Genomic DNA, 24,938 nt, shown 5'->3' with positions numbered 1-24,938 from the left:
AAGCGGTCTCGGCCGTCCAGCAGGAGTGGCGTCGTGACAACCAAGCAATACGACAAGCCCCCAACTCAAATCCCAGTCTCTCCCAGTTCGCGCAGGTAGCTCCAGGGATAGATACCGCGATCATGGCCGTCATCGAACACCAGCTGCACACCATAGCCCTGAGAATGGATCGCCGTGATCCGCACGCCCGCAGGCGCCACGTCGATACGCTGCGCCAGGCGTGCCGCCCGGCATTGCGAGCACGGACACTGGGCACGCAAGCGCCCATGGCCGAGTTGTTGCACCTGCCCCTCGCCCCAGTCGATGGTCAATAGCGCTTGCCCGGCGCTGTTGCGCAGCGCGACGGGGACCTGGCTCATGGAGCGACGGCACGCAACTGCGCGATGGCGATACGCACCGCCTTGCGCACTTCCGGGTCGGCATCCTGCTCGGCGGCCTGCAGGGCTGGCAACGCCTGAGCATCGCCCAGTTCGCCCAGCGCCAGCGCCGATTCCTTGCGCAGGTTGCTGATGGCGTGCCCCAGCAGTTCCACCAGGGCGTCGCGCGCCGCCGTGAAACGCAAGCGTCCGAGCGCCCGCACGGCGCGCAGCCGCACCTGCCAGTAGCTGTCATCCAGCGCTTCCAGCAACGCCGGGCCGGCGCCGCTGCGGCCGACCTTGCCCAGGGTGGTGGCCGCTTCCTCACGCACCTGCCATTCGCGATCCTTCAGGGCCGCCTGCAAGGCCGGCAACACGCTGTCGTCACTGGCCAGGCCAAGCGCGCCGGTGGCGGCGCGGCGTACTTCGGTATCGGCATCGTCGCTGGCCAGTCGTGCCAGTTGCGGCAAGGCATCGGTCTGCTTCAACCAACCGAGGATGCCCACCGCTTCACGACGGACGAAGGCATCGCTGTCCTGCAAGGCGGCAACGGCCGTGGGCACGCTGTCCACCAGGCGCAGCTCACGCAACGCCCGCAGGGTACTGGCGCGGACGAAGGCATCGGCATGCGTGGCCCAGGGCAGCACCACGCGGCCGGCATCGGCGCTTTTCAACTCGCTCAGGCTTTGCGCCGCCGCGCCGCGCACACGGGCGTCGGCATCGGTCAGCGCCGCGCACAGGCCACTCACCACTTCCGGCTCTTCCCAGGCCTCCAGCAGGCGCGCCGCCTCGGCGCGCACGTCGGCGGACGGATCCCTACCCAGCGCCTGCACCAGCCAGGGCAAGGCGTCGGGTTCCTCCAGGTCGGCCAGTTCGATCAGGGCGATGCGCCGCACGCCGGCGTCCTCGTCCTGCAGACGTGGCAGCAGCTCGAGAATGTCGGGATTGTCGGTACTCAAGTCGCTCATAGGGCAACTCGCAAGGGCGGATGATCGGTGGGCAGCCCGAGCGGCGTCAGGCGCGGCAGCTCGCGGCCTTCTTCATGGCGCAGCAGCTCCAGGCAGTGGCGCTTGAGCTGCACGAATTCGGGGCTGGTCAACAGGCCCGCATGCCGCGGACGGCGGAAGTCCAGGCGCAGGTCTTCGATGAAGCGTCCCGGCCGCGGACTCATTACCAGAATGCGGTCGGCGAGGAACAAGGCTTCGTCGATATCGTGGGTGACGAACACCACCGTGGTGCGCACCCTGCCCCAGATATCCAGCAGCAGTTCCTGCATCTTGCTGCGCGTTTGCGCGTCGAGGGCGCCGAAGGGTTCGTCCATCAGCAGCAGACGCGGCCGGTTGATCAGCACCCGGGCGATTTCCGCCCGTTGCTGCATGCCCCCGGACAGTTGGTTGGGCCAGCGCGTGGCGAAATCCTGCAACCCTACCAGGCCGAGAAATTCGCGGGCCTGGTGGTGCCGCTCGGCCTTGCCGATGCCCTGCATCTTCAGGCCGAAGGCGACGTTGTCGAGCACGCTGCGCCAGGGCAACAGGGTGTGATGCTGGAACACCATGCCGCGCTGCGGCGACGGGCCGTCCACCGCCTGGCCATCGACCCGCAGGGAGCCGGCGCTGGGCGTCAGGTGTCCGGCCAGGGCGCCGAGCAGGGTCGACTTGCCGCAACCGGAGGGCCCGAGAATGCACACGAACTCACCAGCGGCGATGGAGAAATCCAGCGACTGCACGGCTTCGAAGGCCTGGGCGCCCTCGCCCAGGCGAATGGTCAGGCGTTCGACCTCGATGCGCCCTGGCGACAGGTTGGCCTGGTGAATGTTCATCAACGGCGCCCTCCACTGCGGTACCAGGGCGTCAGCAGGTTGCCGAGGCGCTTGACCAGCACGCTGCTGCCCATGCCGAGCACGCCGATCAGCAGCATGCCGACGATGATGTCCGGGTAGTTCTGGATGGTGTAGGACTCCCAGGTGTAGTAGCCGATGCCGAACTGCCCGGAGATCATCTCGGCGGTGACCAGGCAGAACCAGGACGTCCCCATGCCGATCGCCAGGCCGGTGACGATGCTTGGCGCCGCGCCCGGCAGGATCACCTCGCGGAGGATCGCCAGACGCCCGGCACCGAGGCTGCGCGCCGAGGCGACCAGCCGCGCATCGACGCCTTCCACGCCGTGCACGGTGTTGAGCAATACCGGAAACAGCGCGCCGGTGAAGGTGATGAAGATCATCGACAGTTCCGACGAGGGGAACATCAGGATCGCCAGGGGAATCCAGGCCACGGCCGGAATCGGCCGCAGCACTTCCAGCGGCGGCAGCAGGCTGTCTTCGGCCCAGCGCGAACGGCCGATGGCGATGCCCAGGGCGACGCCCAACAGCGCGGCGACCAGGTAGCCGCTGAAGACCCGGCGAAGGCTGGCGCCAACATGATCCCAGAGTCTGCTGGATTCCAGCAGCGCCCAGGCGGCGTCGACGACCGACCCCGGCGTGGGCACGTAGGTGAAGGTGAGCAGGCCGAGATCCAGGCGCGAGTGGGTCGCCACCTGCCAGAACCCCAGGCACAAGGCGAGCGAGAGCAGACGCAGGGGCCAACGCTGTAAAGAAGTCATCATCAGGCTCCAGTGAGACGCTGCACCACGCGAGGCATGGCGCAGCAGACCGCTCAGCGTGCCGCCAGCAGACGCTGGTTGGCGCTGCCGAAGTCCAGGGCTTCACCGCCGTGGGCCTTGGCATAGGCCTCGGCCTGCCCCTTGAGCAGGAAGGCGCTCAGCTCGCCCTTGCCGTTGCGCACGAACCAGGCCTGGTTGGCCAGCAGCTTGATGCCACTGTCGGCGGCCTGGGCGTAGATGGCGCGGATGTCCTTGCCCTCCTCTTCGAGTTGCGCCAGCGCCTTGAGCGCCGCTTCCGGGGATGCGTAATGACGCACCTTGTCCTCGCCACGCACCCAGATCTGCGCCAGGCGCTTGAAGTCGCTGATCGGCCGGCCGGTCACCGCATCGTTGGCCTCGAGCGGCAACTGCGCGTAGTCGGCCAGGGCCTGGTCGTAGTCGCGGCCCTCGGCCTTGAAGGCGGCGCGGATGTACTGGTCGTCGACGAACTGCTCGACGTTCAGGCCGCGGTCGGTCTTCTTCAGCAGCTTGAGGGTGTCGATGGAGGTGGCGACGGCCTGGCGGTATTCGGGCTTCCAGGTCAGGTCGCGGGTCTGCAGGCCGAGCGGGCCGTGGAACAGGTAGTTCACCTCGGCCTCGATGCCGGTGACCTTCTCGATCAGCTCGCTGTACTTCTCCGGCTCGGCGGCGATCAGGCGATCGGCCTCCAGACCGGCGCGCAGGTAGGCGGTGACGATCTCCGGGTATTTCTCGGCGTAGGCCGCATCCACCAGGGCACCGTGGAAGGTCGGCGCGTTGGCCTGGGAGCCGTCGTAGATCTTGCGGGCGAAGCCACGGTTGGGGAACAGCTCGGCGAAGGGCACGAAGTCGGCGTGGGCCTCGATACGGTTGCTGCGCAGCGCCGAGCCGGCGATCTCCGGCGCCTGGGCGATGATGCGCACGTCCTTCTGCGGGTCCCAGCCCTGAGCGGCAACGGCGCGCAGCAGCATGCCGTGGGCGGTGGAGGCGAACGGCACGGAAATGGTCTTGCCCTTGAGCTCGGCCAGCGACTGCACGCTGGACGACGCCGGCACCACGATGCCGTTGCCGCTGCCCTTGGTGCTACCGGACAGGACGCTGATGAACAGGCTCTGCTTGCCGGCATCACGGAAGGCCACGCCGTTGAACGAACCGGGGAAGTCGGCCATGGCACCGAAGTCGAGCTTGCCGGCGACCATTTCGTTGGTCAGTGGCGCGCCGCTGGTGAAATTCTTCCACTCGATCTGGTACTTGGCATCCTGGTACTTGCCGTCGCGCGGCAGGTACTTGTCGAGCAGGCCGAGCTCGCGGATCAGCAAACCGCCGGTAGCGCAGTTGATGGTGGTGTCCTGGGTGCCGATGGCGATGCGGATGGTTTCAGCCTGCGCCGAGACGGCGCCGATGGCCAGCGCGAGGCCGACCAGAGTGGTACGCAAGTGCATGGGTGTCTCCCCTCGAATCAATAGGTGTTGGAATCGTCTCCGCCATCGGGTCGAGGGTGGGAAACGAGGGGTGTGGCATCGGGCGTCCGGTGGTTGGCCGGATGGCGTGTCGCTTTTCTAGCTGTTGTGACTAACGCGTAGCGAATGGCTAAGGCCGTACATTCCGTAGGAGCCCGCTTGCGGGCGATGCTTTCCCGCTAATCGCCCGCAAGCGGGCTCCTACAAAAAGTCAAATCGCGTTTCGTTCAACGCAGCAGATAGGGAATCTCGACGCGCACCGCATCGGTCGGGCAATCCTTCTCGCACGGCATGCAGTACCAACACTCGTCGAAGGCCATGTAGGCCTTCTGCGTCGCGGGGTTGATCGCCAGCAGGTCCATCGGGCAGACGTCGACACACACGGTGCAGCCCTTGTGGGCGATGCACTTGTCTTCGTCGATGGTCACGGGCGCATTGCTGCGCAGCAGGATTTCCTGGGGCTGGAAGGCCATATCACGGTGTCCTCGGAGCCTGTGGCTCTCGTCTTTTTCTGCATCTCTGCAGGCACGCTGGTGGAAGACGCTTCGCGGTCTTGCACCCTACTTTCGTCACGCGGCTTCGGTTTTCACCCGCAGGCGGTTGTAGGCCTGCTGCTCTTCGTCATCCAGGGCGATCAGATAGGGCTCGACCGGCTGCTTGAAGCTGACCATCCGGCCGTGTTCGTCCTTCTTCAGGTGGCAATGCACGAACCACTCGGCGTCGTTGCGCTCGGGGTGATCGACCCGGTGGTGGTACAGGCCCCAACGGCTTTCCTTGCGAAACAGCGAGGCGCGCGCGGCCATTTCCGCGCAGTCGCGGATCACGCTGACTTCCATGGCGCGCATCAGCTCGTGAGCATTGTTGGCCTTCAGCTCGGTCAGATCCGCCTCGATGGCGGCGAAGCGTTGCAGGCCGATCTCCATCTTCCGGGTGACCTTCGGTGGTTGCAGGTAATCGTTGACGAAGCGGCGCAGCTTGTACTCGACCTGTGCGGGCGGCAGGCCGTGCTCGCGATGCAGCGGCGCATAGACCCGCGCCCGCTCGGCGTCGATCTGCGCCTGATCCAGGGCGCTGTAGTCGCGCTCGGCCACATAGTCGGCGGCGTTGTTGCCGGCGAACCAGCCGTAGGTGAAGGCGCCGAGCATGTAGTTGTGCGGCACCGCCGCCATGTCGCCGGCCGCGTAAAGCCCCTTGACCGAGGTCTCGGCCTTCTCGTTGACCCACACCCCCGAGGCGCTGTGGCCGCTGCAGAAGCCGATCTCGGAGATGTGCATCTCGACCATGCTCTGCCGGTAGTCGGTACCGCGCCCGGCATGGAACTGGCCGCGGCTGGGACGCTCGTTGCTGTGCAGGATCTCCTCGATGGTCTGGATGGTTTCCTCGGCCAGGTGATCGAGCTTGAGGAACACCGGGCCGTTGCCGCCTTCGAGCTCCTGGTGGAACTCCCACATCATCTGGCCGCTCCAGTAATCGCACTCGATGAAGCGCTCGCCCTTGTTGTTGGCGGTGTAGCCACCCAGCGGGCCGGTGACGTAGGCGCAGGCCGGGCCGTTGTAATCCTTGATCAGCGGGTTGATCTGGAAGCACTCCAGGTTGGCCAGCTCGGCCCCGGCGTGATAGGCCATGGCGTAGCCGTCGCCAGCATTGGTCGGGTTCTCGTAGGTACCCATCAGGTAGCCGGAAGCCGGCAGGCCGAGACGTCCGGCCGCGCCGCAGCAGAGGATCACCGCCTTGGCCTTGATCACATGGAAATCGGCGGTGCGGCAGTCGAAACCCATAAGGCCGTTGACCGCGCCGTCGGCACCGGTCAGCAGGCGGGTCGCCACCAGGCGGTTGGTGATTTCCACCCGGGCGCGCTTGAGCTGGCGATACAGCACCTTCTTGATGTCGTGCCCCTCGGGCATCGGCAGCACGTAGGCGCCCATGTGATGCACCTTCTTCACCGCGTAGTCGCCGGTTTCATCCTTCTCGAACTTCACCCCCCAGCGGTCGAGCTGCTCGATGGTCTCGAAACTGTGGGTGGCATAGGCATAGACCGCGGCCTGGTTGACGATGCCGTCATTGGCCACGGTGATTTCCTTGGTGTACTGCTCGGGCGTGGCGTGGCCGGGCACGATGGCGTTGTTGAGGCCGTCCATGCCCATGCTGATCGCCCCGCTGCGCTTGACGTTGGCCTTGTCGACCAGCAGCACGCGCAGCGCCTTGTTGCGCTCCTTGGCCTTGATCGCCGCCATGGGGCCGGCGGTGCCGCCGCCGATGACGACGATGTCGTATTCCTGTTGCAGGGTATCGATGCTCATGGCTGCGCGCCCTTGTGTCGGTCGATGCGCAGGCGATACTGGAAGGCATCGCCACGGTAGTAGAGGTGTTCGAAATCCAGCGGCGTGCCATCGGCGGTGTGGGTCAGGCGCTCGATGCGCATGATCGGCGCGCCCTCTTCCACCGCCAGGGCCTGGGTCAGGTCGCTGTCGGCCAGCACGGCGTCGATGGCCAGGTCGGCATGGCCCAGGGCGATGCCGCAGTCGTTCTCCAGGATCAGGAAGATGTCGCGGGTGACCAGGTCGACCTTTTCCAGCTTCTCGCCCACGGCCTGCGGCAGCCAGGTGATTTCCAGGGAGATCGGCTCGCGGTTGATCAGCCGCACCCGGCGGACTTCCGTGACGCGGCTGCCCTCCGCCACCTGCAGGCGTTCGGCGACCAGCGCCGAGGCCGGCACGTGGCGGAAACTGCGCAGCTTGTTGAGCACCTCATAACCCATTTGCGTCATCGACTCGGCCAGCCCCTGCAGGGTGCTGACGTTCTGGAAGGCCTTGGGCTTGGCGACGAAGGTGCCCTTGCCGTGGATCTTGAAGATCAGCCCCTCCTTCTGCAGGTCGCCCAGCGCCTGGCGCACGGTGATGCGGCTGACGCCATACAGCTGGCCGAGCTCGTTTTCCGAGGGCATGCGACTGTGCGACGCATAGCTGCCATCGAGAATGCGCGAGCGCAGCAGCTCCTTGAGCTGGCTATAGAGGGGAACCGGTGACAACGGTAGCAACTGCGACATGTGTATCCTTTTCGATCGACTTGTCATAACAAGTAGTGACGAGAAGATATCGAATAGGACCAAGCGTCAGAAATATTTTTATCGAATAAGCATATCGCTGGGATTGCGGCCGCCATGGCTTCATCGGGATGCCAGGCATCGATCAGCGAGCGAGCCCTCCAACCATCAACGCCGCGGCAAGCGAAATGATGTGACCCGTCCCGGCAAAGGCGATTATTCTATTAAGGTATTTCTCCTGCCCTTAATATGTGAGTGTCGAAGATGAAGATTGATGACATGGATGCTTTCGTCGCTGTCATCCGCTGTCAATCGACCAAGCTGGCCGCCGATGCCCTGCAACTGACCCAGCCGGCCATCACCCGGCGCGTGCAGAACTTCGAAGAAGATCTTGGCGCCAACCTGCTCGACCGCAATACCAAGCCGCTGAAACCGACGCCCATGGGCTGGCGCGTGTACGAGCAGTGCAAGGCCATCCTGCGCGAGATCGATTCGCTGCGCGAACTGGTGGCCAGCGACGGCTCGCCCAGTGGCTCATTGCGCCTGGGCGTGCCACAGACCATCAGCGACGTGGTGCTGCTCGATGCCCTGCAGCAGATCCGCGAAACCTTCCCCGAGCTGCGTACCCAGGTGGTCAATGGCTGGGGCAGCAGCCTGATCGCGCGGATGGAAAACGGCGAGCTGGACGCCGCCGCCGCCCTGTTTCCGGCCGGCAAGATCTTCCCCGAAGGTATCGCCAGCCGCTCCATCGGCCGCATGTCGCTGCAGGTCGTCGCCGCCAAGGGCATGCTGCGCAAGCGCAGTTACAAGCTCAAGGACTGCTACCAGCATGGCTGGGTGCTGAACCCGGACGGTTGCGGTTTCCGCGCCGGCCTGCTGCGCGCACTCTCGGAACAGGGCCTGTCGCTGCAGATCAACCTGGAAACCTTCGGGACCGAACTGCAACTGGGCCTGGTCGCCAGCGGCCTGGGCCTGGGTCTGGTGCCCTCGCCCCTGCTGGCGCGCAGCCGCCATCGCGAGCAACTGGACGTGATCGGCGTCAGCGACTTCAAGCCGCTGATCGACCTGTGGCTGCTGCATCCACAATACCTCGGCAACCTGCAGGGAGCCGTCGACCTGTTCGGCGCCGTCGCCGCCAAGCGCCTGCAAGCGGACGCCTGACCCCCGCCTCCCCGTCCAGCGGCTCGCCCGGCGGGCCGCTCGCAGCCTTGCGCCCCAGCGGGGCTCGACAGCTACCGTCCGAATCCCCTTAAAATTCATAACTTGCATATTAATAGGATTATTAATTCTATATTTAAATAATTAGCTTAGAACCAAAAAGACTTTTACAGCTAACCTATATACGAATACGGTCTCATCCAAGCTACCTCATCGACCTGGGGCGCTACGGACAAACGCGCTGGCGGCCCGCCAGCCTCTGTGCCCTTCGATGAGTGCCCCATGACCCAATCCGCCGCTGCCACCTCCGCCTTCTCGACGCCCGATCTGCCTCGCGACGACACGCACTTCGCCAGGCTGCTCGACGGGATCACCGCGAGCCTGGCCGCGAGCGCCGCCGACTACGACCGCAGCGGCGAATTTCCCGCCGAGAACTTCGCCCTGCTGCATCGTCACGGCCTGCTCGGCCTGACGGTGCCGCGCGCGCTCGGCGGTGGCGGCGCCGACCTGGCCACGGCGCGCAAGGTGATCGCCGCCGTGGCCAAAGGCGAACCCTCCACCGCGCTGATTCTGGTCATGCAGTACCTGCAGCACTTCCGCCTGCAGTCCAATCCACACTGGCCGGAACATCTGCGTCAGCAGGTGGCGCAAGAGGCCGTGCGCGACGGCGCGTTGATCAACGCCTTTCGCGTCGAACCGGAGCTCGGCACCCCGGCCCGTGGCGGTCTGCCGGCGACCATCGCCCGGCGCACCGCCGAAGGCTGGCGCCTGAGCGGGCGCAAGATCTACTCCACCGGCAGCTACGGCCTGACCTGGTACCTGGTGTGGGCCCGCAGCGACGATGCCGATCCGCTGGTCGGCGGCTACCTGGTGCACCGCGACACCCCCGGCATCCGTATCGTCGACGACTGGGATCACCTGGGCATGCGCGCCACCTGCAGCCATGAGGTGCGCTTCGACGAGGTGTTGATTCCCCTCGATCACGCCGTCGGCGTCAGCCCCTGGAGCGCACCCAGAGCCGAGCTCGATGGCGAAGCCATGCTGTGGATGTCGGTGCTGCTGCCGGCGATCTACGACGGCGTGGCCCAGGCCGCGCGCGACTGGCTGGTGGGGTTCCTGAACACGCGCACACCGTCCAATCTCGGCGCCGCCCTGTCCACTCTGCCGCGTTTCCAGGAGATTATCGGGCGCATCGACACCCTGCTGTTCGCCAACCGCACCCTGCTCGATTCGGCCGCCGCCGGCCAGGTCGACGCCCGGCACGCCGGGCAGATCAAGCAACTGGTCAGCAGCAATGCGATCCGCGCCGTGGAACTGGCCATCGAGGCCTCCGGCAACCCCGGGCTATCACGCAAGAATCCGCTGGAGCGGCATTTCCGCGACGTGCTGTGCAGCCGCATCCACACCCCGCAGGACGACGTCGCGCTGAGCGCCGTCGGCCGTGCCGCCTTTGTCCAGGCCAGGGAGGCCGCACTATGAGCAACCTGATTGCCAGTCAACTCGACGCCGAGGCCAACGCCTACCTGCGCGAACGCCTGCCGGATCAGCGCATCGTCGAAGTCCCGTTCGGCCCCGATGGACTCGGCCAGATTCCCGCGCAAACCAACACCCTGATCCTGCGCCCCATCAACGTGCGCGGCGTCGACCTCAAGGAGCCGCCAGCCGGCTGGCCCTGGTCGCTGCAATGGGTGCAACTCGCCTCGTCCGGCATCGACTTCTATCCGCGCTGGCTGTTCGATGTGCCGCAGGTCAGCAGCGCCAAGGGCGCCAACGCCAACCCTGTCGCCGAATTCGCCCTGGCGGCGATCTTCAGCGCCGCCAAGCGGCTTCCGGATATCTGGGTGCAGGACGACGACTGGCACTTCACCTACCTGCAGCCGGTCAAGGGCGCGACCCTGGGCATTCTCGGCCTGGGCTCGATCGGCCAGAACCTGGCGCACAAGGCGCTGGCCCTGGGCATGCGCGTCATCGCCCTGGGCCGTCCCGGCCAGCCCATCGCCGAGATTCCCGGCATCGAGGCCGCCCGCGATATCCACCATCTGTTCGCCGAAGCCGATCACCTGGTGGTAGTGGCACCGCTGACCGCCGACACCCGCCATCTGCTCGACCGCGATGTGCTGGGCAGCGCCAAGCCCGGCCTGCACCTGATCAACCTGGCCCGCGGTGGCCTGCTCGATCAGAACGCCCTGCTCGAGGCGCTGGACAACGGCAGCATCGGCCGCGCCACCCTGGATGTCACCGACCCCGAGCCGCTACCGAACGATCACCCGCTGTACCTGCATCCGCGGGTACGTATTTCCCCCCACACCAGTGCCCTGTCCACCGACGGCAAACGCCAGTTCGTCGACGATTTCGTCGCCAACTTCCAGCGCTTCCAGGCGGCAGCACCACTGGAAAACCTCGTCGATATCGGACGCGGTTACTGAACAGATGGCCCAACGAGGCCTGGAGATTGCCATGAGTTCGCTCGCTACCCTGCACAGCCTGCCCTCCGTCCAGCAACGCGTCAGCGCGGAAGAATGGGAGGTGCGCGTCAAGCTGGCGGCCGCCTACCGGCTGGCGGCGCTGTTTCGCTGGACGGACCATATCTACACCCACTTCTCGGCCCGCGTTCCCGGGCCGGACGAACACTTCCTGATCAATGCCTTCGGCCTGCTGTTCGACGAGATCAGCGCCTCCAACCTGGTCAAGGTGGATGTCGACGGCACTATCGTCGACGACCCGCTGGCGCTGGGCATCAATCAGGCCGGCTACGTCATCCACAGCGCGATTCACCGCGCCCGTCCCGACCTCAAAGCCGTGCTGCATACCCATACCCGCGACGGCGCCGCGGTTTCCGCCCAGCGCGGCGGGCTGCTGCCGCTGTCGCAGCACGCACTGGCCTACTACAGCCGGGTGAAGTACCACGACTACGAAGGCGTCGCCCTGGACCTGGACGAGCAGGAGCGCCTGGTGGCCGACCTCGGCGACAGCAACATCTTCATCCTGCGCAACCACGGCCTGCTCACCGGCGGCATCAGCGTCGAGCACGCCTTTCGCGAACTGCACGGCCTGGAACGCGCCTGCAACATCCAGATCGCCGCCCAGGCCGGTGGCAACGCCGACCTGCTGCACGCCCCCGCCGCCGCCATCGAGAAGGTTCGCCAGCAATCGGCGCGCTTCGCCGACGGCAATGGCCCCGGCATCAAGCTGCACTGGGATGCGTTGATCCGCCAGCTGGAACGGGCCGCCGGCCAGGACTACAAGCACTGACGCCTCGCCATCGCTGATCGGGACAATGCCATGACACACGCCAGTACCTCATCCATCGCCACGGCTCGGCCGACGCGAGCCGTTGCCAGGAAGAAGTGGACCACGCCGGACTTTCTGCTACGCCTGGTCAGCCCCCTGGCCATTCTGCTGCTCTGGGAAATCGCCTCGCGGGCCGGCCTGATTCCGGCACGGGTCATCGCGGCGCCGAGCGAGATCGGCGGCACCCTGTGGGAGCTGATCCGCAGCGGCGAACTGCTGCGCCATCTGCTGGTGTCGCTGCAGCGCGCGGTTACCGGGCTCGGCATCGGCGTGGTCATCGGCGTGGTCGCCGCGCTGATCACCGGCCTGTCCAGGCGTGGCGAAGTCATTCTCGATTCGCCCATGCAGATGCTGCGCACCATTCCCTCGCTGGCGCTGGTGCCGCTGTTCATCCTCTGGTTCGGCATCGGCGAGTTCACCAAGATCGCCCTGATCGTCACCGGCACCACCTTTCCCATCTACCTCAACCTGTTCGCCGGCATCCGCAACATCGACCCGAAACTGGTGGAAGCCGCCAACACCCTGGGCCTGAACCGCCGCGAGCTGATCTGGCACGTGATCCTGCCCGGCGCCCTGCCGTCGTTCTTCGTCGGCCTGCGCTATTCCCTGGGCATCTCCTGGCTGGCCCTGGTGTTCGTCGAGCAGATCAACACCACCGCCGGCATCGGCTTCCTGGCCAGCGATGCCCGCGACTTCATGCGCACCGACGTGATCGTCATCTGCCTGCTGATCTACAGCGTGCTCGGCCTGCTGATCGATGGCCTGATCCGCACCCTGGAGCGTTTCGCCCTGGCCTGGCGCCCCACCTTCATAAGGAACCGAGCATGAATGCGTACAGCAAGATCGACGCACCCGCCGTCAGCCTGCGCGGGGTGATCCGCCAGTTCGGCGACAACCGGGTGATCGATGGCCTGGACCTGGACATCGCGCCGGGCGAGTTCGTCGCCCTGCTCGGCGCCAGCGGTTCGGGCAAGACCACCCTGCTGCGCTCCCTGGCCGGCCTCGACCCCATCGAGGGCGGCGAGCTGATCGCCCCGGCGGCGCGCGCGGCGGTCTTCCAGGAACCGCGGCTGATGCCGTGGAAGCGCGCCTGGAAGAACGTCACCCTCGGCCTGCGCGTGGACAACGCCAAGGCCCGTGCCATCCAGGCCCTGACCGAAGTCGGCCTGGCCCATCGCCTGGAAGCCTTTCCCGCCACCCTGTCCGGCGGCGAATCGCAGCGCGTGGCCCTGGCCCGCAGCCTGGTACGCGAGCCCAAGCTGCTGCTGCTCGACGAACCCTTCGCCGCCCTCGACGCGCTGACCCGCATCCGCATGCACCGCCTGATCATCGACCTGTGGCGGGTGCACACGCCGGCGGTGCTGCTGGTCACCCACGACGTCGACGAAGCGATCCTGCTCGCCGATCGCATCATCGTCCTGCAGCACGGGCGCATCGCCGAAGCGTTGCGCGTGGACCTGAGCCGTCCGCGCGACAACGGCCAGGCCGGCTTCAACGCCATCCGCAGCCGCCTGCTCGAGCTGCTCGGCGTGGAGCAGGACGACCCGGACAGCATCGGTCGCGACCACAACCCGTTTCTCACCCCGGGCTATCCGCTCAGCGCCATCGCCATCTGAGGATGGCGCCCGGCCAACCACCCCCTTCTGTACCCGAAACAAGGGCCAGTGCATGTCATCAACACCTTTGCAATGGACGCCAAAGCATGTACCACCCCGCCAACAAACGACATGGATCGACCCCGCTCTGCGCGCTGGCCACCGCCCTGGCCCTGGGAGCCGGTTCCCAGCCAGGCCTGGCCGCCGAGAGCGAAGCCCGCCTGGACACGGTCACGGTGATTTCCACCGGCCTGCGCGGCCAGCAGCGCACCGTCGCCGACAGCCCGGCCCCCATCGACATCATCAACAGTGAACAGTTGCTCAAGACCGGACGCGCCGAACTGTCCGAAGCGATTTCCAAACTGCTGCCGTCGTTCAATTTCGGCACCAACATCGCCGGCTACAACTCGGTCACCCGCCCGCTCAGCAACCGCGGCCTGGCGCCGGTCTACACCCTGGTGCTGGTCAACGGCAAGCGTCGGCACAATGGCGCCACCGCCGCGCGCGGCTCGATCGACAACAGTGGCGCGAATGCCGTGGACATCGACCTGATCCCGATCAGCGCGGTGGATCACATCGAAGTGCTCAAGGACAGCGCCGCCGCGCAATACGGTTCGGATGCGGTGGCCGGGGTGGTCAATATCATCCTCAAGTCGGATGCTTCCGGCGGGCATCTGGAAAGCAGCTACGGCAAGCTCTACTCGGGCCAGGGCGAGTCCATCAAGTTCGCCGCCAACCAGGGGTTCGAACTCGGCGCTGGCGGTTTCTTCCACGCCTCGGCCGATGCCCGCAAACGCGGTACCGCGCAATGGAACGACAAGGCCGACCGCAGCATCCGCGCCTATGCCGACGACGCCCGGGAAGCGGCCTGGGACCGTGTCGCGATCAAGAACGGCGATCCGGACATCGAGGCCTTCAACCTGGCCTACAACGCCGAACTGCCGCTCGGCGACGACTTCACGCTGTACTCGTACGCCACCTATGGCGAGCGCGATGCCGAGGCCTACAACTACTACCGCTTTCCCAACGGCAGCGCCTCGGTGCCGGAGGTGTTTCCCGATGGCTACTACCCGGTCAACAACATCAAGGACACCGACTACCAGGCGCTGTTCGGCGGCAAGGGCGTACTCGCCGGTTGGGACTGGGACCTGTCCACCAGCTACGGGCGCAACAACAGCCACCACTCCAGCGACCTCAACATCAACCCGTCGCTGGGCACCGACTCGCCGACCAGGTTCGACGACCTGGCCACCTTCCGCTTCGAGCAGTGGGTCAACAATGCCGACATCACCCGCAGCTACGACACCCTCTTCAACCTGAGCCTGCCGACCCAGGTGTCGCTGGGTCTGGAACATCGCTGGGAGCGCTACAGCACCTTCGCCGGCGACGAAGCGGCCTACGTCACCGGCAGCTACAACGCCGCCTCCGGCGCCCAGGCCGCGGTGACCATCCGCCCGGAGAACGAGGTCGACCTGATCCGCAACAACGTCGCCGGCTACCTCGACCTCGGCTTCGACCCCAGCGAGCGCTGGTACATCGGCGTGGCCGCCCGCGTCGAGCACTACGACGACGATTCCGGCAACACTTTCGGCTTCAAGCTCAACTCGCGCTATGAACTGACCGACACCCTGGCCCTGCGCGGCACCGTCGGCAGTGGCTTCCGCGCGCCGTCGCTGACGCAGATCGCCTACAACGTCTACGACAACCGCGTGACCACCGACATCAACGGCAACGTGGTGCCCGCCGTGACCTACCTGACGCCCTCGGGCAGCGCCCTGGCCAAGGCCCTGGGCGGCGACGACCTGGAGCCGGAAAAGTCACGCAACCTGGGCCTGGGGCTGGCCTGGAAACCCGCGCCACGCACCAACCTGACCGTCGACGCCTACCTGATCGACATCGACGACCGCATCTCCCTGACCTCGAACATCTACGACCAGGGCAACGGCGTCATCGACGCCATCCTGGTCGATGCCGGCCAGGCCGCGGGCAGCTACGTCAACTTCTACACCAACGCCTTCGACACCCGCACCCGCGGCCTGGACGTCGTCGCCGACCACACCAGCCCCTTCGGCGCCTGGGGCGACGTGCGCTGGAGCGCGGCGTTCAACTACAACAAGACCACCATCGAGGACGTGAAGGGCTCGCCGCAGTTGCTGGCCGATGCCGGCATCCCCCTGGTGGGGCGCGACCGCGAAGGCGACCTGACCGTGGCCTCGCCGCGCACCAAGTGGATCCTCGGCGCCAACTGGACACTCGACAACCTCGCGGTGAACCTGCAGACCACCCGCTACGGCTCGGTGCAGACCCTGGCGGTGAACAGTGCCGGCGACCGCAGCTTCGGCGCCAAATGGATCACCGATCTGGACATCGGTTACACCTTCTTCGAGCGCCTGACCGTCAGCCTCGGCGGTACCAACATCTTCAACGTGCGCCCGGACAAGAACGCCATCTACAACGCCAATGGCCTGGCCCGCTACGGCAACCCGCCGTTCAGCCCGGCCGGCGGCTTCTGGTACAGCAAACTCGCCTACGACTTCTAACCGTCCGGCCGCCGCGGCCGTTTCGACAGGGAACCGACCATGCATCCGAATCACCGCCAGCCGCCGAACACTCCGAGGAGGACCAGATGAACAAACCGCGCCTTGCAACGCACCTGCTGGCCGCCTGCGCCCTGGCCCTCGGCCTGAGTGGCTGCTCGCCCGCCAGCGACGACGCCGGCAAGACCCTGAGCATCGCCTTCTTCGGCGACAACACCACCCTGGTCAGCGTCGACCCGTTCCAGGTCTACTGGCTGGAGCACCGCGTGCTGCTGCGCAACGTGGCCGAGTCGCTGACCGACCAGGACCCGCAAAGCGGCGAGATCATCCCCTGGCTGGCGAAAAGCTGGGACGTCAGCGACGACGCCCTGAGCTACACCTTCCAGTTGCGCGAGGACGTCACCTTCAGCAATGGCGAACGCTTCGACGCGCGGGCGGTGAAGACCGCCTTCGATGCCAACAAGGCCCTGGCCGCCGAACTGCCGGCGACCTTCGGCGCCACCTACCTGGCCGGCTACGACCACGCCGAGATCGTCGACGACTTCACCGTCAGACTGGTGCTGTCGCGGCCCAACGCCGGTTTCCTGCAGGCCACCTCCACCACCAACCTGGCGATCCTGGCGCCCGCCTCCTACGCGCTCACGGCCAAGGAGCGCTCGCTCGGCCAGATCATCGGCAGCGGCCCCTTCGTCCTCGAGCACTACACCCCGGAAGTCGGTGCGCGCCTGGTCAGGCGCGACGGCTACGCCTGGGCCTCGGCCAACGTGAAGAACCAGGGCGAGGCCCATCTGGACGCGGTGGAGATCAGCTACATCCCCGAAGAAAGCGTGCGCAACGGCCTGTTCGTGCAGGGCAAGGTCGACCTGCTGTGGCCGCGCAACCCCTTCTCCGAGGTGGACCTGCACCTGTTGCAGAGCAAGGGCGCGACCATCCAGAGCCGCTCCCTGCCGGGGCCGGCGCTGAACCTCTACCCGAACACCCGCGACGAGCGGCTGCTGGCCGACAAGCAGCTGCGCCTGGCGCTGCAGAAGGCGATCGACCGCAAGAGCTACGCCAGCACCGTGTACAACGCCGAGTTCCCGGTGGTCCGCGGCATCTATGACGTGACCACGCCCTACTTCAAGGACCAGAGCGACAAACTGGCCTACGACCCGCAGGGCGCCGAACGCCTGCTCGACGCCGCCGGCTGGCTGAAAGGCGCCGATGGCTACCGGCACAAGGACGGCAAACGCCTGAGCCTGAGCTACAACCTCACGCCAGCCGAAACGGCCGGCGACGTACTGATCCAGGATCAACTGCGCAAGGTCGGCATCGACCTCAGGCTCAATGTGCTGACCCGCGCCGAATGGGTCGCCGGCAACGCCTCGGGCAACTACGACCTGACCTCCAGCTACATGACCCGCGCCGACCCGATCATCCTGCAGACCATCCTCGATCCGCGCACCGCCAACAGCTCGACCCTGGCCACCAACCTCTACGAACCGCAGGTACTGGAAAAGGCCAAGGCGCTGTTCGATGCCGGCATCACCGCCACCCAGTCGGCACAACGTGCCCGGGCCTATGGCGAGCTGCAGGACCTGCTGGTCGACGAAGCCTCGGCGTTCCCGATCTACGAGCGCGTCTGGCAGGCCGCCACCGCGGCGCGGGTGAAGAACTTCCACTGGACGGCCGAGGGCTTCGCCTTCCTCAACGATATCGAGGTCGGCGAGCCATGAGTCGCTACCTGATCGGTCGGGTCGCCCAGGCCCTGCTGGTGCTCTGGGGCGCCTACAGCATCACCTACTTCATCCTCTACCTGCTGCCGGGCGATACCCTGTCGATCATGCTCAGCGCCTCGGGCCTGGAGGTCGACGCCCTGTCCGCGGAGGAGCTGGCCAGGGCGCGGGCCTACTACGGGCTGGACAAGGGCCTCTTCGAACAGTATTTCAGCCTGCTCTGGGGCGCGCTCCAGGGCGACTTCGGCCAGTCGCTGTCGCTCAACCGTCCGGTCGCCGAGCTGCTCGCCGAACGCCTGCCGCAAACGCTGTCACTGGCCGGCCTGGCCATCGTGCTGTCGCTGATCGGCGGCATCGGCCTGGCCTATGTCACCGCCTACGTGCGCTGGCTGCCGCTGAAGGTGGCCCTGGCGCGGCTGCCCTCGCTGGGGTTCTCGGTGCCGGTGTTCTGGATGGGACTGCTGCTGATCCAGGTCTTCGCCTTCGGCCTCGGCTGGTTCCCGGCCACCGGCAGCCGCGGCTTCGACAGCCTGGTATTGCCGGCGGTAACCCTGGCGATCCCCAGCGCGGCGGTCTACGCCCAGGTGCTGCAGCGCGGTTTCCAGGGCGTGTGGCAGGAAGCCTACATCGCCACCGCCTACGCCAAGGGCCTGAGTCGGGCCCAGGTGCAGGCGCGCCATGCGTTCAAGAACGCCGCCCTGCCGATCCTCACCCTGATCGGCCTGCAGGTGGGCAACACCGTGTCCGGCGCGGTGCTGGTGGAAACCATCTTCGCCCGCAACGGCGTCGGCCGCCTGGCCCAGGAGGCCGTGCTGCGCCAGGACATCCCGGTGGTGCTGGCGATCGTCGCGGTATCGGCCGCGGCCTTCGTACTGGTCAACCTGATCGTCGACCTGCTCTACCCGGCCCTCGATCCACGCATCACCCACACGCCAAAGGTGTCGTAGACCATGACCACGACCGATAGCCGTTACCCACGCGCCAAGGCCCTGCTCCAGGCAGGCGGCGCCAGCCCGGCCGCGCCAGCAGCCTGGCGACGCCGCAGTCGATTGCAGCGCGTCCTGGAAGGCGCGCGACCGCTGCTGCGCCGGCCGGGCTTCATGGTGGCGCTGTTCATCACCGCCTTCGCCCTGCTGGCGGCGCTGCTGCCGCAGCTGCTGACCAGCTTCGATCCCTACGCCACCTCGCCGGCGGACAAGCTCACCGCGCCCAACCTGGTGCACTGGTTCGGCACCGACGAACTGGGCCGCGACCTCTATACCCGCGTGGTGTACGGCTCGAGCCTGTCGGTGCAGGCCGCGCTGCTGGCGGTCGGCATCGCCCTGCTCGGCGGGCTCGGCCTGGGCGTGCTGTCCGGCTTCGCCGGCGGCCGTATCGATGCGCTGATCATGCGTTTCGTCGACGTGCTGCTGGCCCTGCCCGGCCTGCTGCTGGCCCTGGCCATCGTCACCGCCATCGGCTTCGGCACCATTCCGGTGGCCATCGCCGTCGGCGTCGGCATCATTCCCGGCTTCGCCCGCACCACCCGCGCCGAAGTGCTGCGGGTCAAGACCCTGCCCTATGTCGAGGCCGCCCGCCTCGGTGGCGCCAGCTGGGGCCGCACCCTGCTGCGCCATATCCTGCCCAACGCCTGGGGGCCGGTGGCGGTACTCGCCACCCTCGACTTCGGCGCCGCCATCCTGGCCACCGCCGGCCTGTCCTTCCTCGGTTTCGGCGCCGCGCCGCCGGCGGCGGAATGGGGCACGCTGATCGCCAACGGCCGCCACTTCCTGATCACCGCACCCTGGGTGTCGCTGCTGCCTGGCCTGTTCGTGGTGGCGGTGGTGTTCAGCCTCAACCATATCGCCCGCACCTTGGAGGAGATCCAGCGATGAGCGCCAACCAGCCCTTGATCGAGGTCAGCCAGCTGAACGTGTCCTACCGCTTCGCCGGGCAGGTCACCCAGGCAGTGCGCGACGTTTCCTTCTCCGTGGCCCAGGGCGAGACGCTGGCGATCGTCGGCGAGTCGGGCTCGGGCAAATCCACCCTGGCCAACGCCATCCTCGGCCTGCTCCCGGACAACGCGCGGATCACCGCGGGCCAGCTGCGGGTCGCCGGTGACGACATCAGCCACGCCAGCGAGCGGATCAAACGCGCATTGCGCGGCAGCACCATCGGCCTGGTGCCGCAGGACCCCATGGTCAGCCTCAATCCGACCCTGCGCATCGGCCGGCAGATCGCCGAAGCGCTGATCCTCGCCCGCGGGCGCCGCCATCCCGGGGTCGATGCCGAGGTCATCGCGCTGCTCGAACAGGTCGGCCTGAGCCAACCGGCGCTGCGCGCCCGCCAGTACCCCCATGAACTGTCCGGCGGCATGCGCCAGCGGGTACTGATCGCCATCGCCCTGGCGGGCAACCCCAAACTGATCATCGCCGACGAGCCGACCAGCGCGCTGGACGTCACCGTACAACGGCGGATTCTCGATCACCTGGAGCGCCTGGTGCGTGAGCGTGGCATCTCGCTGCTGATCATCACCCACGACCTGGGCGTCGCCGCCGACCGCGCCGACCGCGTGCTGGTGATGAGCCATGGCCAGGTGGTCGAACAGGGCGAGCCCCGGCAGATCCTGGTGCAACCGCGGCATGACTACACCCGCGCCCTGATCGCCGCCGCGCCGGCGTTCAACGGTCGCTACAGGAGCAGCCGCGAGACGCCCAGCGAGAGCAGCCGGTCCATCCTCAGCCTGGAGGGCGTCGGCAAGACCTATGCGCTGCCGAAGGTGCCAGGCGAAGCCAGCAGCTTCGTCGCCCTGCAGGAGCTCAGCCTCCAGGTCCATCCCGGCCAGACCCTGGCCATCGTCGGCGAGTCCGGCTCCGGCAAGAGCACCGCCCTGCGCATCGCCCTGGGCCTGGAGAAACCCAGCCGGGGTCGCGTGCTGTTCGAGCAGCAGGACATCACCGAGCTCAGCTGGCGCGCCTTTCGCCCCCTGCGCCGGCGCATGCAGCTGGTGCAGCAGAATCCGTTCGCCGCCCTCGATCCGCGCTTCACCATCTTCGACAGCATCGTCGAGCCGCTGGTGTCCTTCGGCCTGCTCAAGGGGCCGGCGCTGGAACAGGCCGCCCGGGAGCTGATCGCCCGCGTGCACCTGCCGCTCAGTTACCTGGATCGGCTGCCCCGCGAGCTGTCCGGCGGCCAGCGCCAGCGCGTCGCCATCGCCCGCGCCCTGGCCCTGCAACCGGATCTGCTGCTGCTCGACGAACCGGTCTCGGCGCTGGACGTCTCGGTGCAGGCGCAGATCCTCGACCTGCTCGAAGAGCTGCAGCGCGAACTGGGCATCGCCTACGTGCTGGTCTCCCACGACCTCGCGGTGGTGGCCAGCGTCGCCCACCAGGTGCTGGTGCTGCGCCAGGGGCAAGTGGTCGAACAGGGCCCGGTGCGGCAGGTGTTCGAGCATCCGGCCAGCGAATACACCCGCGAACTGATCGCCGCCATCCCCGGCCGCCAGCCCCTCACCAGCGTGGCCTGAGCAGGCGTCGCCAGGAAGGCTCTTCAAGGCGATCGCGGACGGTCGTAGGATGGGTGCAACCCATCGGCAATTGATGGGTTTCACCCATCCTACAGGTTGCCTCGCTTCTAGCTTGAAGCTTGTGGCTTGTAGCTCAACGTCCGCTTGCGCCTTGAAATGCTCATGACGCTGGAGCGCTAACCGGGATTGCGGGGAATTTCCAGGCCCAGGCTCTCGCGCAACGTGCTGCCTTCATACTCGCGGCGATAGACCCCGCGCGCCTGCAGGATCGGCACCACCTGTTCGCTGAAGCGGCGGAACTGCTCGGGGTGGCCGATGTAGATGTTGAAGCCATCCAGCGCCCGCGCCTCGAACCAGCGGATCATTTCGTTGGCCACGGTTTCGGCCGAGCCGACGAAGGCGTTGGGCCTGAGCTGCAGGCCGGCAGCCACGGCCTGGCGCAGCGTCCAGCCCTTGCTCACGGCCAGGTCGGTAGCGGCCTTGGCCGCGGTGTAGAAGCTGCTGCGAGCGTACTCCAGGGCCTCGACCGGGAACGGTGCATCGAGGTCGTACTGGCGGAAGTCGTGCCAGCCGAAGGAGCGGCCGAACTCGGCCAGGGCCTGCTCGAAGCTGTGGTCGACGGCGTGGTAATGGCGCTCGATCTCCCGCGCCTGCTGGTCGCTGTCGCCGATGTAGATCTGCGCGCCCGGCAGGATGATGATCTCGTCGGGATTTCGCCCCTGGCGCTGCGCCCGTTGCTTGATGTCGCGATAGAACGCCTGGCCCTTCTCCACACTCGGCGCATGGGTGAACACCACGTCGGCGATGCTCGCGCCCAGGTCGCGGCCCTGCGGGGAGTCGCCGGCCTGGAAGATCACCGGCTGGCCCTGGGGCGAGCGCTGGATGTTCAGCGGCCCGACCACCGAGAAATGCTCGCCCTTGTGGTGCAGCGCATGCAGTTTGCCGCGGTCGAGGAACTGGCCGGTTTCGCGGTTGCGTGGCAGGGCATCGTCCTCGTAGGACTGCCACAGCTTCTGCACCACCTGCACGTGTTCCAGGGCGCGGCCATAGCGGGTGTCGTAATCGTAGTGCTCGTCACGGCCGTAGTTGCCGGCGGTACCGGCATCGCCGCTGGTGACCACGTTCCAGCCGGCGCGCCCCTTGCTGATCAGGTCCAGCGAGGCCAGCCGCCGGGCGACATTGAACGGCTCGTTGTAGGAGGTGGTCAGGGTGCCGACCAGGCCGATGTGCCGGGTGCTCACCGCCAGTGCCGAGAGCAGGGTCAGCGGCTCCAGCCGGTTCAGGTAATGCGGCGGCGAGTCCGCGGTGATGAACTGGCTGTCGACGATGAAGATCAGGTCGAACAGCGCCGCTTCGGCCTGGCGCGCCAGTTCGATGAACCAGTCGACATTGACGCTGGCGTCCGTGGGAATCGCCGGGTCGTGCCAGAGATTGTGTCGTCCGGGGCCGCCGACGCCCATGGGCACCGCGCCGAGTTTGATCTGCCTGTCACCCATGGTCGAAGGTTTCCCTAACCGCTGAAAGAAGTGTAGTGCTTACGATTAAATACCTAATACTGATATTTAAAAACACTTTAAATAATAAAATTACATAATTAGCTTAGAACCAGAAAGACTTTCACAGCGCTTTGTTAGAGGAATAAGGTCGTTTCCAGACCGACCCCTTTCCTGGTGGAGGCTGTCTTCCACGACCGACACCAGGAGCATGCTGTTCATGACCACTCGTCCTCCATTACGCCTGTCTGCCGATGTACTGGTCATCGGCGGCGGTCTTGCGGGCACCTGGGCGGCGGTCGCTGCAGCCCGTGACGGTGCGCGGGTGGTGCTGGCGGAAAAGGGCTATTGCGGCACCAGCGGCGTGACCGCCACTGCCGGCCCCGGCCACTGGTGGGTGCCGCCGGAACAGCGCCAGGCGGCCATCGACAAGCGCGTCGCGAGTGCCGCCAAGCTGGGGGATGCGGGCTGGATGGCACGTATTCTGGAAACCACCTGGCAGACCCTGCCGAGCCTCGACCGTCTCTACGATTTTCCATGCAACGAACGCGGCGAGAAGCAGTACCGCGCCCTGCGTGGCCCGGAGTACATGCGCGCCATGCGTCAGTTGGCGCTGGAGCATAGCGTCACCCTGCTCGACCACAGCCCGGCCCTGGAACTGTTGAAGAACGATCAGGGCGAACTGGCCGGCGCCCGCGGCCTGCAACGCCAGCAGCAGCGCGAGTGGCAGGTACGGGCGCCCGCCGTGGTGCTGGCCACCGGCGGCTGCGCCTTCCATTCGCGCCTGCTCGGCAGCCGCAACAACACCGGCGACGGCTACCTGATGGGCGTCGAGGCCGGCGCGGAACTGTCCGGCATGGAGTTCTCCAGCTACTACTGCATCGCCCCGGCCAGCAGCAGCATGACCCGTTCCATGGTCTACACCTTCGGCCGCTACTTCGATGCCAGCGGCCGCGAACTGGCGATCGCCCAGGGCCCGGACTTCAACCAGTCCCTGGCCCGCGCCCTGCTCGAAGGCCCGGTGTATTGCCGGCTCGACCGCATCCCCGGGGACATCCGCGCACGCCTGCCCTACGTGCAGCCGAACCTGATGCTGCCGTTCGACCGCAGCGGCATCGACCCCTACCGCGACACGTTCCCGGTGACCCTGCATGGCGAAGGCACGGTGCGTGGCGTCGGTGGCCTGCGCCTGATCGACGCGCAGTGCCAGACCCGCCTGCCCGGCCTGTTCGCCGTCGGCGATGCCGCCAGCCGCGAGGCGGTGACCGGGGCGATCTCCGGCGGCGGCGCGGTGAACTCGTCCTGGGCGCTGTCCAGCGGGCAATGGGCCGGGCATGGCGCCGCCAGCCATGCCCGGCAGCGCCGCCGCGCCGGCAATGTCCATGGCACCGCCCGGGTCGGCTTGCTGCCCATCGGCAGCGACCGCGACGACAGCACCGGGCTGATCCGCACGGTGCAGAACGAAATGCACCCCTACGACAAGAACCTGTTCCGTAGCGGCGGGCAACTGCAGCGTTCGCTGAACGCACTGGACAATGCCTGGGATCGCCTGCGCGAGCAGAGCCATGCCCGCGACGCCGTCGCCCTGCTGCGCTGGCGGGAAACCGCGGCAATGCTCGCCACCGCCCGCTGGTGCTACGGCAGCGCCCTGGCGCGCCAGGAAAGCCGCGGCATGCACCAGCGCAGCGATGCGCCGCAGCAATCCGCCAGCTTCGACGTCCACCTGCACAGCGGCGGCCTGGACGCGCCCTGGGTGCGCCGCAGCGCACTCGACGCCCACGAGAACGCCCGCAGCGGAGCACCGGCATGATCGAACTGATCCTCAGCGACCGCTGCAACGGCTGCAACCTGTGCGTGGCCGCCTGCCCCAGCGACGTGCTCGCGGTCGGCGCCGATGGCAAACCCCACATCGCCCGCCAGGCGGACTGCCAGACCTGCTTCATGTGCGAGCTGTACTGCCGCAGCGACGCCCTCTACGTGCACCCCGATTGCGAACGCGCGGTCGCCCTCGACCCGGAGCGGATTCGCGCCAGCGGCCTGCTCGGCCAGTACCGCCGCGACTCCGGCTGGGACGAATGGGCCAGCGACCCGCGCTACGCCAACCAGCACTGGCGGATGGAAGAAATCTTCGCCCTCGCCCGTACCCCCACCAAGACTTGACCAGGAGAC

21 protein-coding genes and 1 pseudogene are annotated in these 24,938 nt (G+C 66.8%); 13 read left to right on the top strand and 9 right to left on the bottom strand.

The features are described from left to right. Positions 1–65: 65 nt before the first annotated feature. The 8 genes from DNK34_RS19790 to DNK34_RS19755 form a co-directional block, all read right to left on the bottom strand. Positions 66–359 (bottom strand): DUF971 domain-containing protein, encoded by a 294-nt coding sequence (locus DNK34_RS19790; RefSeq protein ID WP_131176855.1) that lies wholly within the window; start codon positions 357–359, stop codon positions 66–68. Then, positions 356–1,324, bottom strand: a complete 969-nt coding sequence (locus tag DNK34_RS19785; protein WP_131176856.1) for a HEAT repeat domain-containing protein — start codon at positions 1,322–1,324, stop codon at positions 356–358. Before DNK34_RS19785 ends, DNK34_RS19790 begins: the two co-directional genes overlap by 4 nt. Continuing rightward, positions 1,321–2,175 (bottom strand): ABC transporter ATP-binding protein, encoded by an 855-nt coding sequence (locus DNK34_RS19780; protein ID WP_131176857.1) that lies wholly within the window; start codon positions 2,173–2,175, stop codon positions 1,321–1,323. Before DNK34_RS19780 ends, DNK34_RS19785 begins: the two co-directional genes overlap by 4 nt. Then, positions 2,175–2,957 carry an ABC transporter permease gene (locus DNK34_RS19775; protein ID WP_131176858.1) on the bottom strand — a complete coding sequence of 261 codons (783 nt, stop codon included), beginning with the start codon at positions 2,955–2,957 and terminating at the stop codon, positions 2,175–2,177. Before DNK34_RS19775 ends, DNK34_RS19780 begins: the two co-directional genes overlap by 1 nt. Before the next feature lie 50 nt (positions 2,958–3,007). Next, the gene (locus DNK34_RS19770) at positions 3,008–4,414 is read right to left on the bottom strand and encodes an ABC transporter substrate-binding protein (protein WP_131176859.1); all 1,407 of its coding nucleotides are present in this window, start codon (positions 4,412–4,414) and stop codon (positions 3,008–3,010) included. A gap of 245 nt (positions 4,415–4,659) precedes the next feature. Continuing rightward, positions 4,660–4,905, bottom strand: coding sequence for a 4Fe-4S dicluster domain-containing protein (locus DNK34_RS19765; RefSeq protein WP_131176860.1), 246 nt, complete (start codon positions 4,903–4,905; stop codon positions 4,660–4,662). Between the two features lie 96 nt (positions 4,906–5,001). Continuing rightward, positions 5,002–6,732 carry a fumarate reductase/succinate dehydrogenase flavoprotein subunit gene (locus tag DNK34_RS19760; RefSeq protein WP_131176861.1) on the bottom strand — a complete coding sequence of 577 codons (1,731 nt, stop codon included), beginning with the start codon at positions 6,730–6,732 and terminating at the stop codon, positions 5,002–5,004. Beyond that, the gene (locus DNK34_RS19755; RefSeq protein ID WP_131176862.1) at positions 6,729–7,478 is read right to left on the bottom strand and encodes a GntR family transcriptional regulator; all 750 of its coding nucleotides are present in this window, start codon (positions 7,476–7,478) and stop codon (positions 6,729–6,731) included. Before DNK34_RS19755 ends, DNK34_RS19760 begins: the two co-directional genes overlap by 4 nt. A gap of 261 nt (positions 7,479–7,739) precedes the next feature. Here DNK34_RS19755 and DNK34_RS19750 point away from each other — a divergent pair, with 261 nt between their 5' ends. From DNK34_RS19750 to DNK34_RS19700, 11 genes and pseudogenes are all read left to right on the top strand, one after another. Continuing rightward, positions 7,740–8,636, top strand: a complete 897-nt coding sequence (locus tag DNK34_RS19750) for a LysR family transcriptional regulator (protein ID WP_131176863.1) — start codon at positions 7,740–7,742, stop codon at positions 8,634–8,636. A 279-nt stretch (positions 8,637–8,915) separates the two neighbouring features. Next, the gene (locus tag DNK34_RS19745; protein ID WP_131176864.1) at positions 8,916–10,112 is read left to right on the top strand and encodes an acyl-CoA dehydrogenase family protein; all 1,197 of its coding nucleotides are present in this window, start codon (positions 8,916–8,918) and stop codon (positions 10,110–10,112) included. After that, entirely contained in the window at positions 10,109–11,059 is a 951-nt protein-coding gene (locus DNK34_RS19740) for a D-isomer specific 2-hydroxyacid dehydrogenase family protein (RefSeq protein ID WP_131176865.1), read from the top strand. The genes DNK34_RS19745 and DNK34_RS19740 overlap by 4 nt, the downstream gene beginning before the upstream one ends. Before the next feature lie 31 nt (positions 11,060–11,090). Next, entirely contained in the window at positions 11,091–11,885 is a 795-nt protein-coding gene (locus tag DNK34_RS19735; RefSeq protein ID WP_131176866.1) for a class II aldolase/adducin family protein, read from the top strand. 102 nt (positions 11,886–11,987) lie between these two features. Continuing rightward, positions 11,988–12,752 (top strand): annotated as a pseudogene (locus DNK34_RS19730) (ABC transporter permease); the annotation flags it as partial. After that, positions 12,749–13,540: an ABC transporter ATP-binding protein gene (locus DNK34_RS19725; RefSeq protein WP_131176868.1), complete on the top strand. Its 792-nt coding sequence runs from the start codon at positions 12,749–12,751 to the stop codon at positions 13,538–13,540. The pseudogene DNK34_RS19730 and the gene DNK34_RS19725, both read left to right, overlap by 4 nt. 86 nt (positions 13,541–13,626) lie before the next feature. Beyond that, positions 13,627–16,059, top strand: a complete 2,433-nt coding sequence (locus DNK34_RS19720; RefSeq protein ID WP_131176869.1) for a TonB-dependent receptor plug domain-containing protein — start codon at positions 13,627–13,629, stop codon at positions 16,057–16,059. Positions 16,060–16,145: 86 nt separating this feature from the next. Further along, positions 16,146–17,771 (top strand): ABC transporter substrate-binding protein, encoded by a 1,626-nt coding sequence (locus tag DNK34_RS19715; RefSeq protein ID WP_131176870.1) that lies wholly within the window; start codon positions 16,146–16,148, stop codon positions 17,769–17,771. Next, the gene (locus DNK34_RS19710) at positions 17,768–18,718 is read left to right on the top strand and encodes an ABC transporter permease (RefSeq protein ID WP_131176871.1); all 951 of its coding nucleotides are present in this window, start codon (positions 17,768–17,770) and stop codon (positions 18,716–18,718) included. Before DNK34_RS19715 ends, DNK34_RS19710 begins: the two co-directional genes overlap by 4 nt. A 3-nt stretch (positions 18,719–18,721) precedes the next feature. Next, a complete protein-coding gene (locus tag DNK34_RS19705; RefSeq protein WP_131176872.1) occupies positions 18,722–19,645 on the top strand; it encodes an ABC transporter permease in 924 nt (307 codons plus the stop codon). Further along, on the top strand, positions 19,642–21,276 hold the full coding sequence (locus tag DNK34_RS19700; protein ID WP_131176873.1) for a dipeptide ABC transporter ATP-binding protein: 1,635 nt from the start codon (positions 19,642–19,644) through the stop codon (positions 21,274–21,276). The genes DNK34_RS19705 and DNK34_RS19700 overlap by 4 nt, the downstream gene beginning before the upstream one ends. 176 nt (positions 21,277–21,452) lie before the next feature. Here DNK34_RS19700 and DNK34_RS19695 read toward each other — a convergent pair whose 3' ends face one another. Then, a complete protein-coding gene (locus tag DNK34_RS19695; protein ID WP_131176874.1) occupies positions 21,453–22,772 on the bottom strand; it encodes an LLM class flavin-dependent oxidoreductase in 1,320 nt (439 codons plus the stop codon). Between the two features lie 217 nt (positions 22,773–22,989). Here DNK34_RS19695 and DNK34_RS19690 point away from each other — a divergent pair, with 217 nt between their 5' ends. Next, complete coding sequence (locus tag DNK34_RS19690) at positions 22,990–24,579, top strand: FAD-dependent oxidoreductase (protein ID WP_242675361.1); 1,590 nt, start codon at positions 22,990–22,992, stop codon at positions 24,577–24,579. Continuing rightward, positions 24,576–24,929 (top strand): 4Fe-4S dicluster domain-containing protein, encoded by a 354-nt coding sequence (locus DNK34_RS19685; RefSeq protein WP_131176876.1) that lies wholly within the window; start codon positions 24,576–24,578, stop codon positions 24,927–24,929. Before DNK34_RS19690 ends, DNK34_RS19685 begins: the two co-directional genes overlap by 4 nt. Positions 24,930–24,938 lie beyond the last annotated feature (9 nt).

Source organism: Phytopseudomonas dryadis (genome assembly GCF_004327355.1).
GTDB lineage: Bacteria > Pseudomonadota > Gammaproteobacteria > Pseudomonadales > Pseudomonadaceae > Aquipseudomonas > Aquipseudomonas dryadis.
The sequence above is the reverse complement of the archived record's forward strand: the minus strand, read 5'-3'. Positions and strand labels throughout refer to the sequence as shown.

What these genes read in the sequence shown, in the direction of transcription:
- DNK34_RS19790 (WP_131176855.1), bottom strand. Translation starts at nt 359, where the DNA reads ATGAGCCAGGTCCCCGTCGCGCTGCGCAACAGCGCCGGGCAAGCGCTA.
- DNK34_RS19785 (WP_131176856.1), bottom strand. Translation starts at nt 1,324, where the DNA reads ATGAGCGACTTGAGTACCGACAATCCCGACATTCTCGAGCTGCTGCCA.
- DNK34_RS19780 (WP_131176857.1), bottom strand. Translation starts at nt 2,175, where the DNA reads ATGAACATTCACCAGGCCAACCTGTCGCCAGGGCGCATCGAGGTCGAA.
- DNK34_RS19775 (WP_131176858.1), bottom strand. Translation starts at nt 2,957, where the DNA reads ATGATGACTTCTTTACAGCGTTGGCCCCTGCGTCTGCTCTCGCTCGCC.
- DNK34_RS19770 (WP_131176859.1), bottom strand. Translation starts at nt 4,414, where the DNA reads ATGCACTTGCGTACCACTCTGGTCGGCCTCGCGCTGGCCATCGGCGCC.
- DNK34_RS19765 (WP_131176860.1), bottom strand. Translation starts at nt 4,905, where the DNA reads ATGGCCTTCCAGCCCCAGGAAATCCTGCTGCGCAGCAATGCGCCCGTG.
- DNK34_RS19760 (WP_131176861.1), bottom strand. Translation starts at nt 6,732, where the DNA reads ATGAGCATCGATACCCTGCAACAGGAATACGACATCGTCGTCATCGGC.
- DNK34_RS19755 (WP_131176862.1), bottom strand. Translation starts at nt 7,478, where the DNA reads ATGTCGCAGTTGCTACCGTTGTCACCGGTTCCCCTCTATAGCCAGCTC.
- DNK34_RS19750 (WP_131176863.1), top strand. Translation starts at nt 7,740, where the DNA reads ATGAAGATTGATGACATGGATGCTTTCGTCGCTGTCATCCGCTGTCAA.
- DNK34_RS19745 (WP_131176864.1), top strand. Translation starts at nt 8,916, where the DNA reads ATGACCCAATCCGCCGCTGCCACCTCCGCCTTCTCGACGCCCGATCTG.
- DNK34_RS19740 (WP_131176865.1), top strand. Translation starts at nt 10,109, where the DNA reads ATGAGCAACCTGATTGCCAGTCAACTCGACGCCGAGGCCAACGCCTAC.
- DNK34_RS19735 (WP_131176866.1), top strand. Translation starts at nt 11,091, where the DNA reads ATGAGTTCGCTCGCTACCCTGCACAGCCTGCCCTCCGTCCAGCAACGC.
- DNK34_RS19725 (WP_131176868.1), top strand. Translation starts at nt 12,749, where the DNA reads ATGAATGCGTACAGCAAGATCGACGCACCCGCCGTCAGCCTGCGCGGG.
- DNK34_RS19720 (WP_131176869.1), top strand. Translation starts at nt 13,627, where the DNA reads ATGTACCACCCCGCCAACAAACGACATGGATCGACCCCGCTCTGCGCG.
- DNK34_RS19715 (WP_131176870.1), top strand. Translation starts at nt 16,146, where the DNA reads ATGAACAAACCGCGCCTTGCAACGCACCTGCTGGCCGCCTGCGCCCTG.
- DNK34_RS19710 (WP_131176871.1), top strand. Translation starts at nt 17,768, where the DNA reads ATGAGTCGCTACCTGATCGGTCGGGTCGCCCAGGCCCTGCTGGTGCTC.
- DNK34_RS19705 (WP_131176872.1), top strand. Translation starts at nt 18,722, where the DNA reads ATGACCACGACCGATAGCCGTTACCCACGCGCCAAGGCCCTGCTCCAG.
- DNK34_RS19700 (WP_131176873.1), top strand. Translation starts at nt 19,642, where the DNA reads ATGAGCGCCAACCAGCCCTTGATCGAGGTCAGCCAGCTGAACGTGTCC.
- DNK34_RS19695 (WP_131176874.1), bottom strand. Translation starts at nt 22,772, where the DNA reads ATGGGTGACAGGCAGATCAAACTCGGCGCGGTGCCCATGGGCGTCGGC.
- DNK34_RS19690 (WP_242675361.1), top strand. Translation starts at nt 22,990, where the DNA reads ATGACCACTCGTCCTCCATTACGCCTGTCTGCCGATGTACTGGTCATC.
- DNK34_RS19685 (WP_131176876.1), top strand. Translation starts at nt 24,576, where the DNA reads ATGATCGAACTGATCCTCAGCGACCGCTGCAACGGCTGCAACCTGTGC.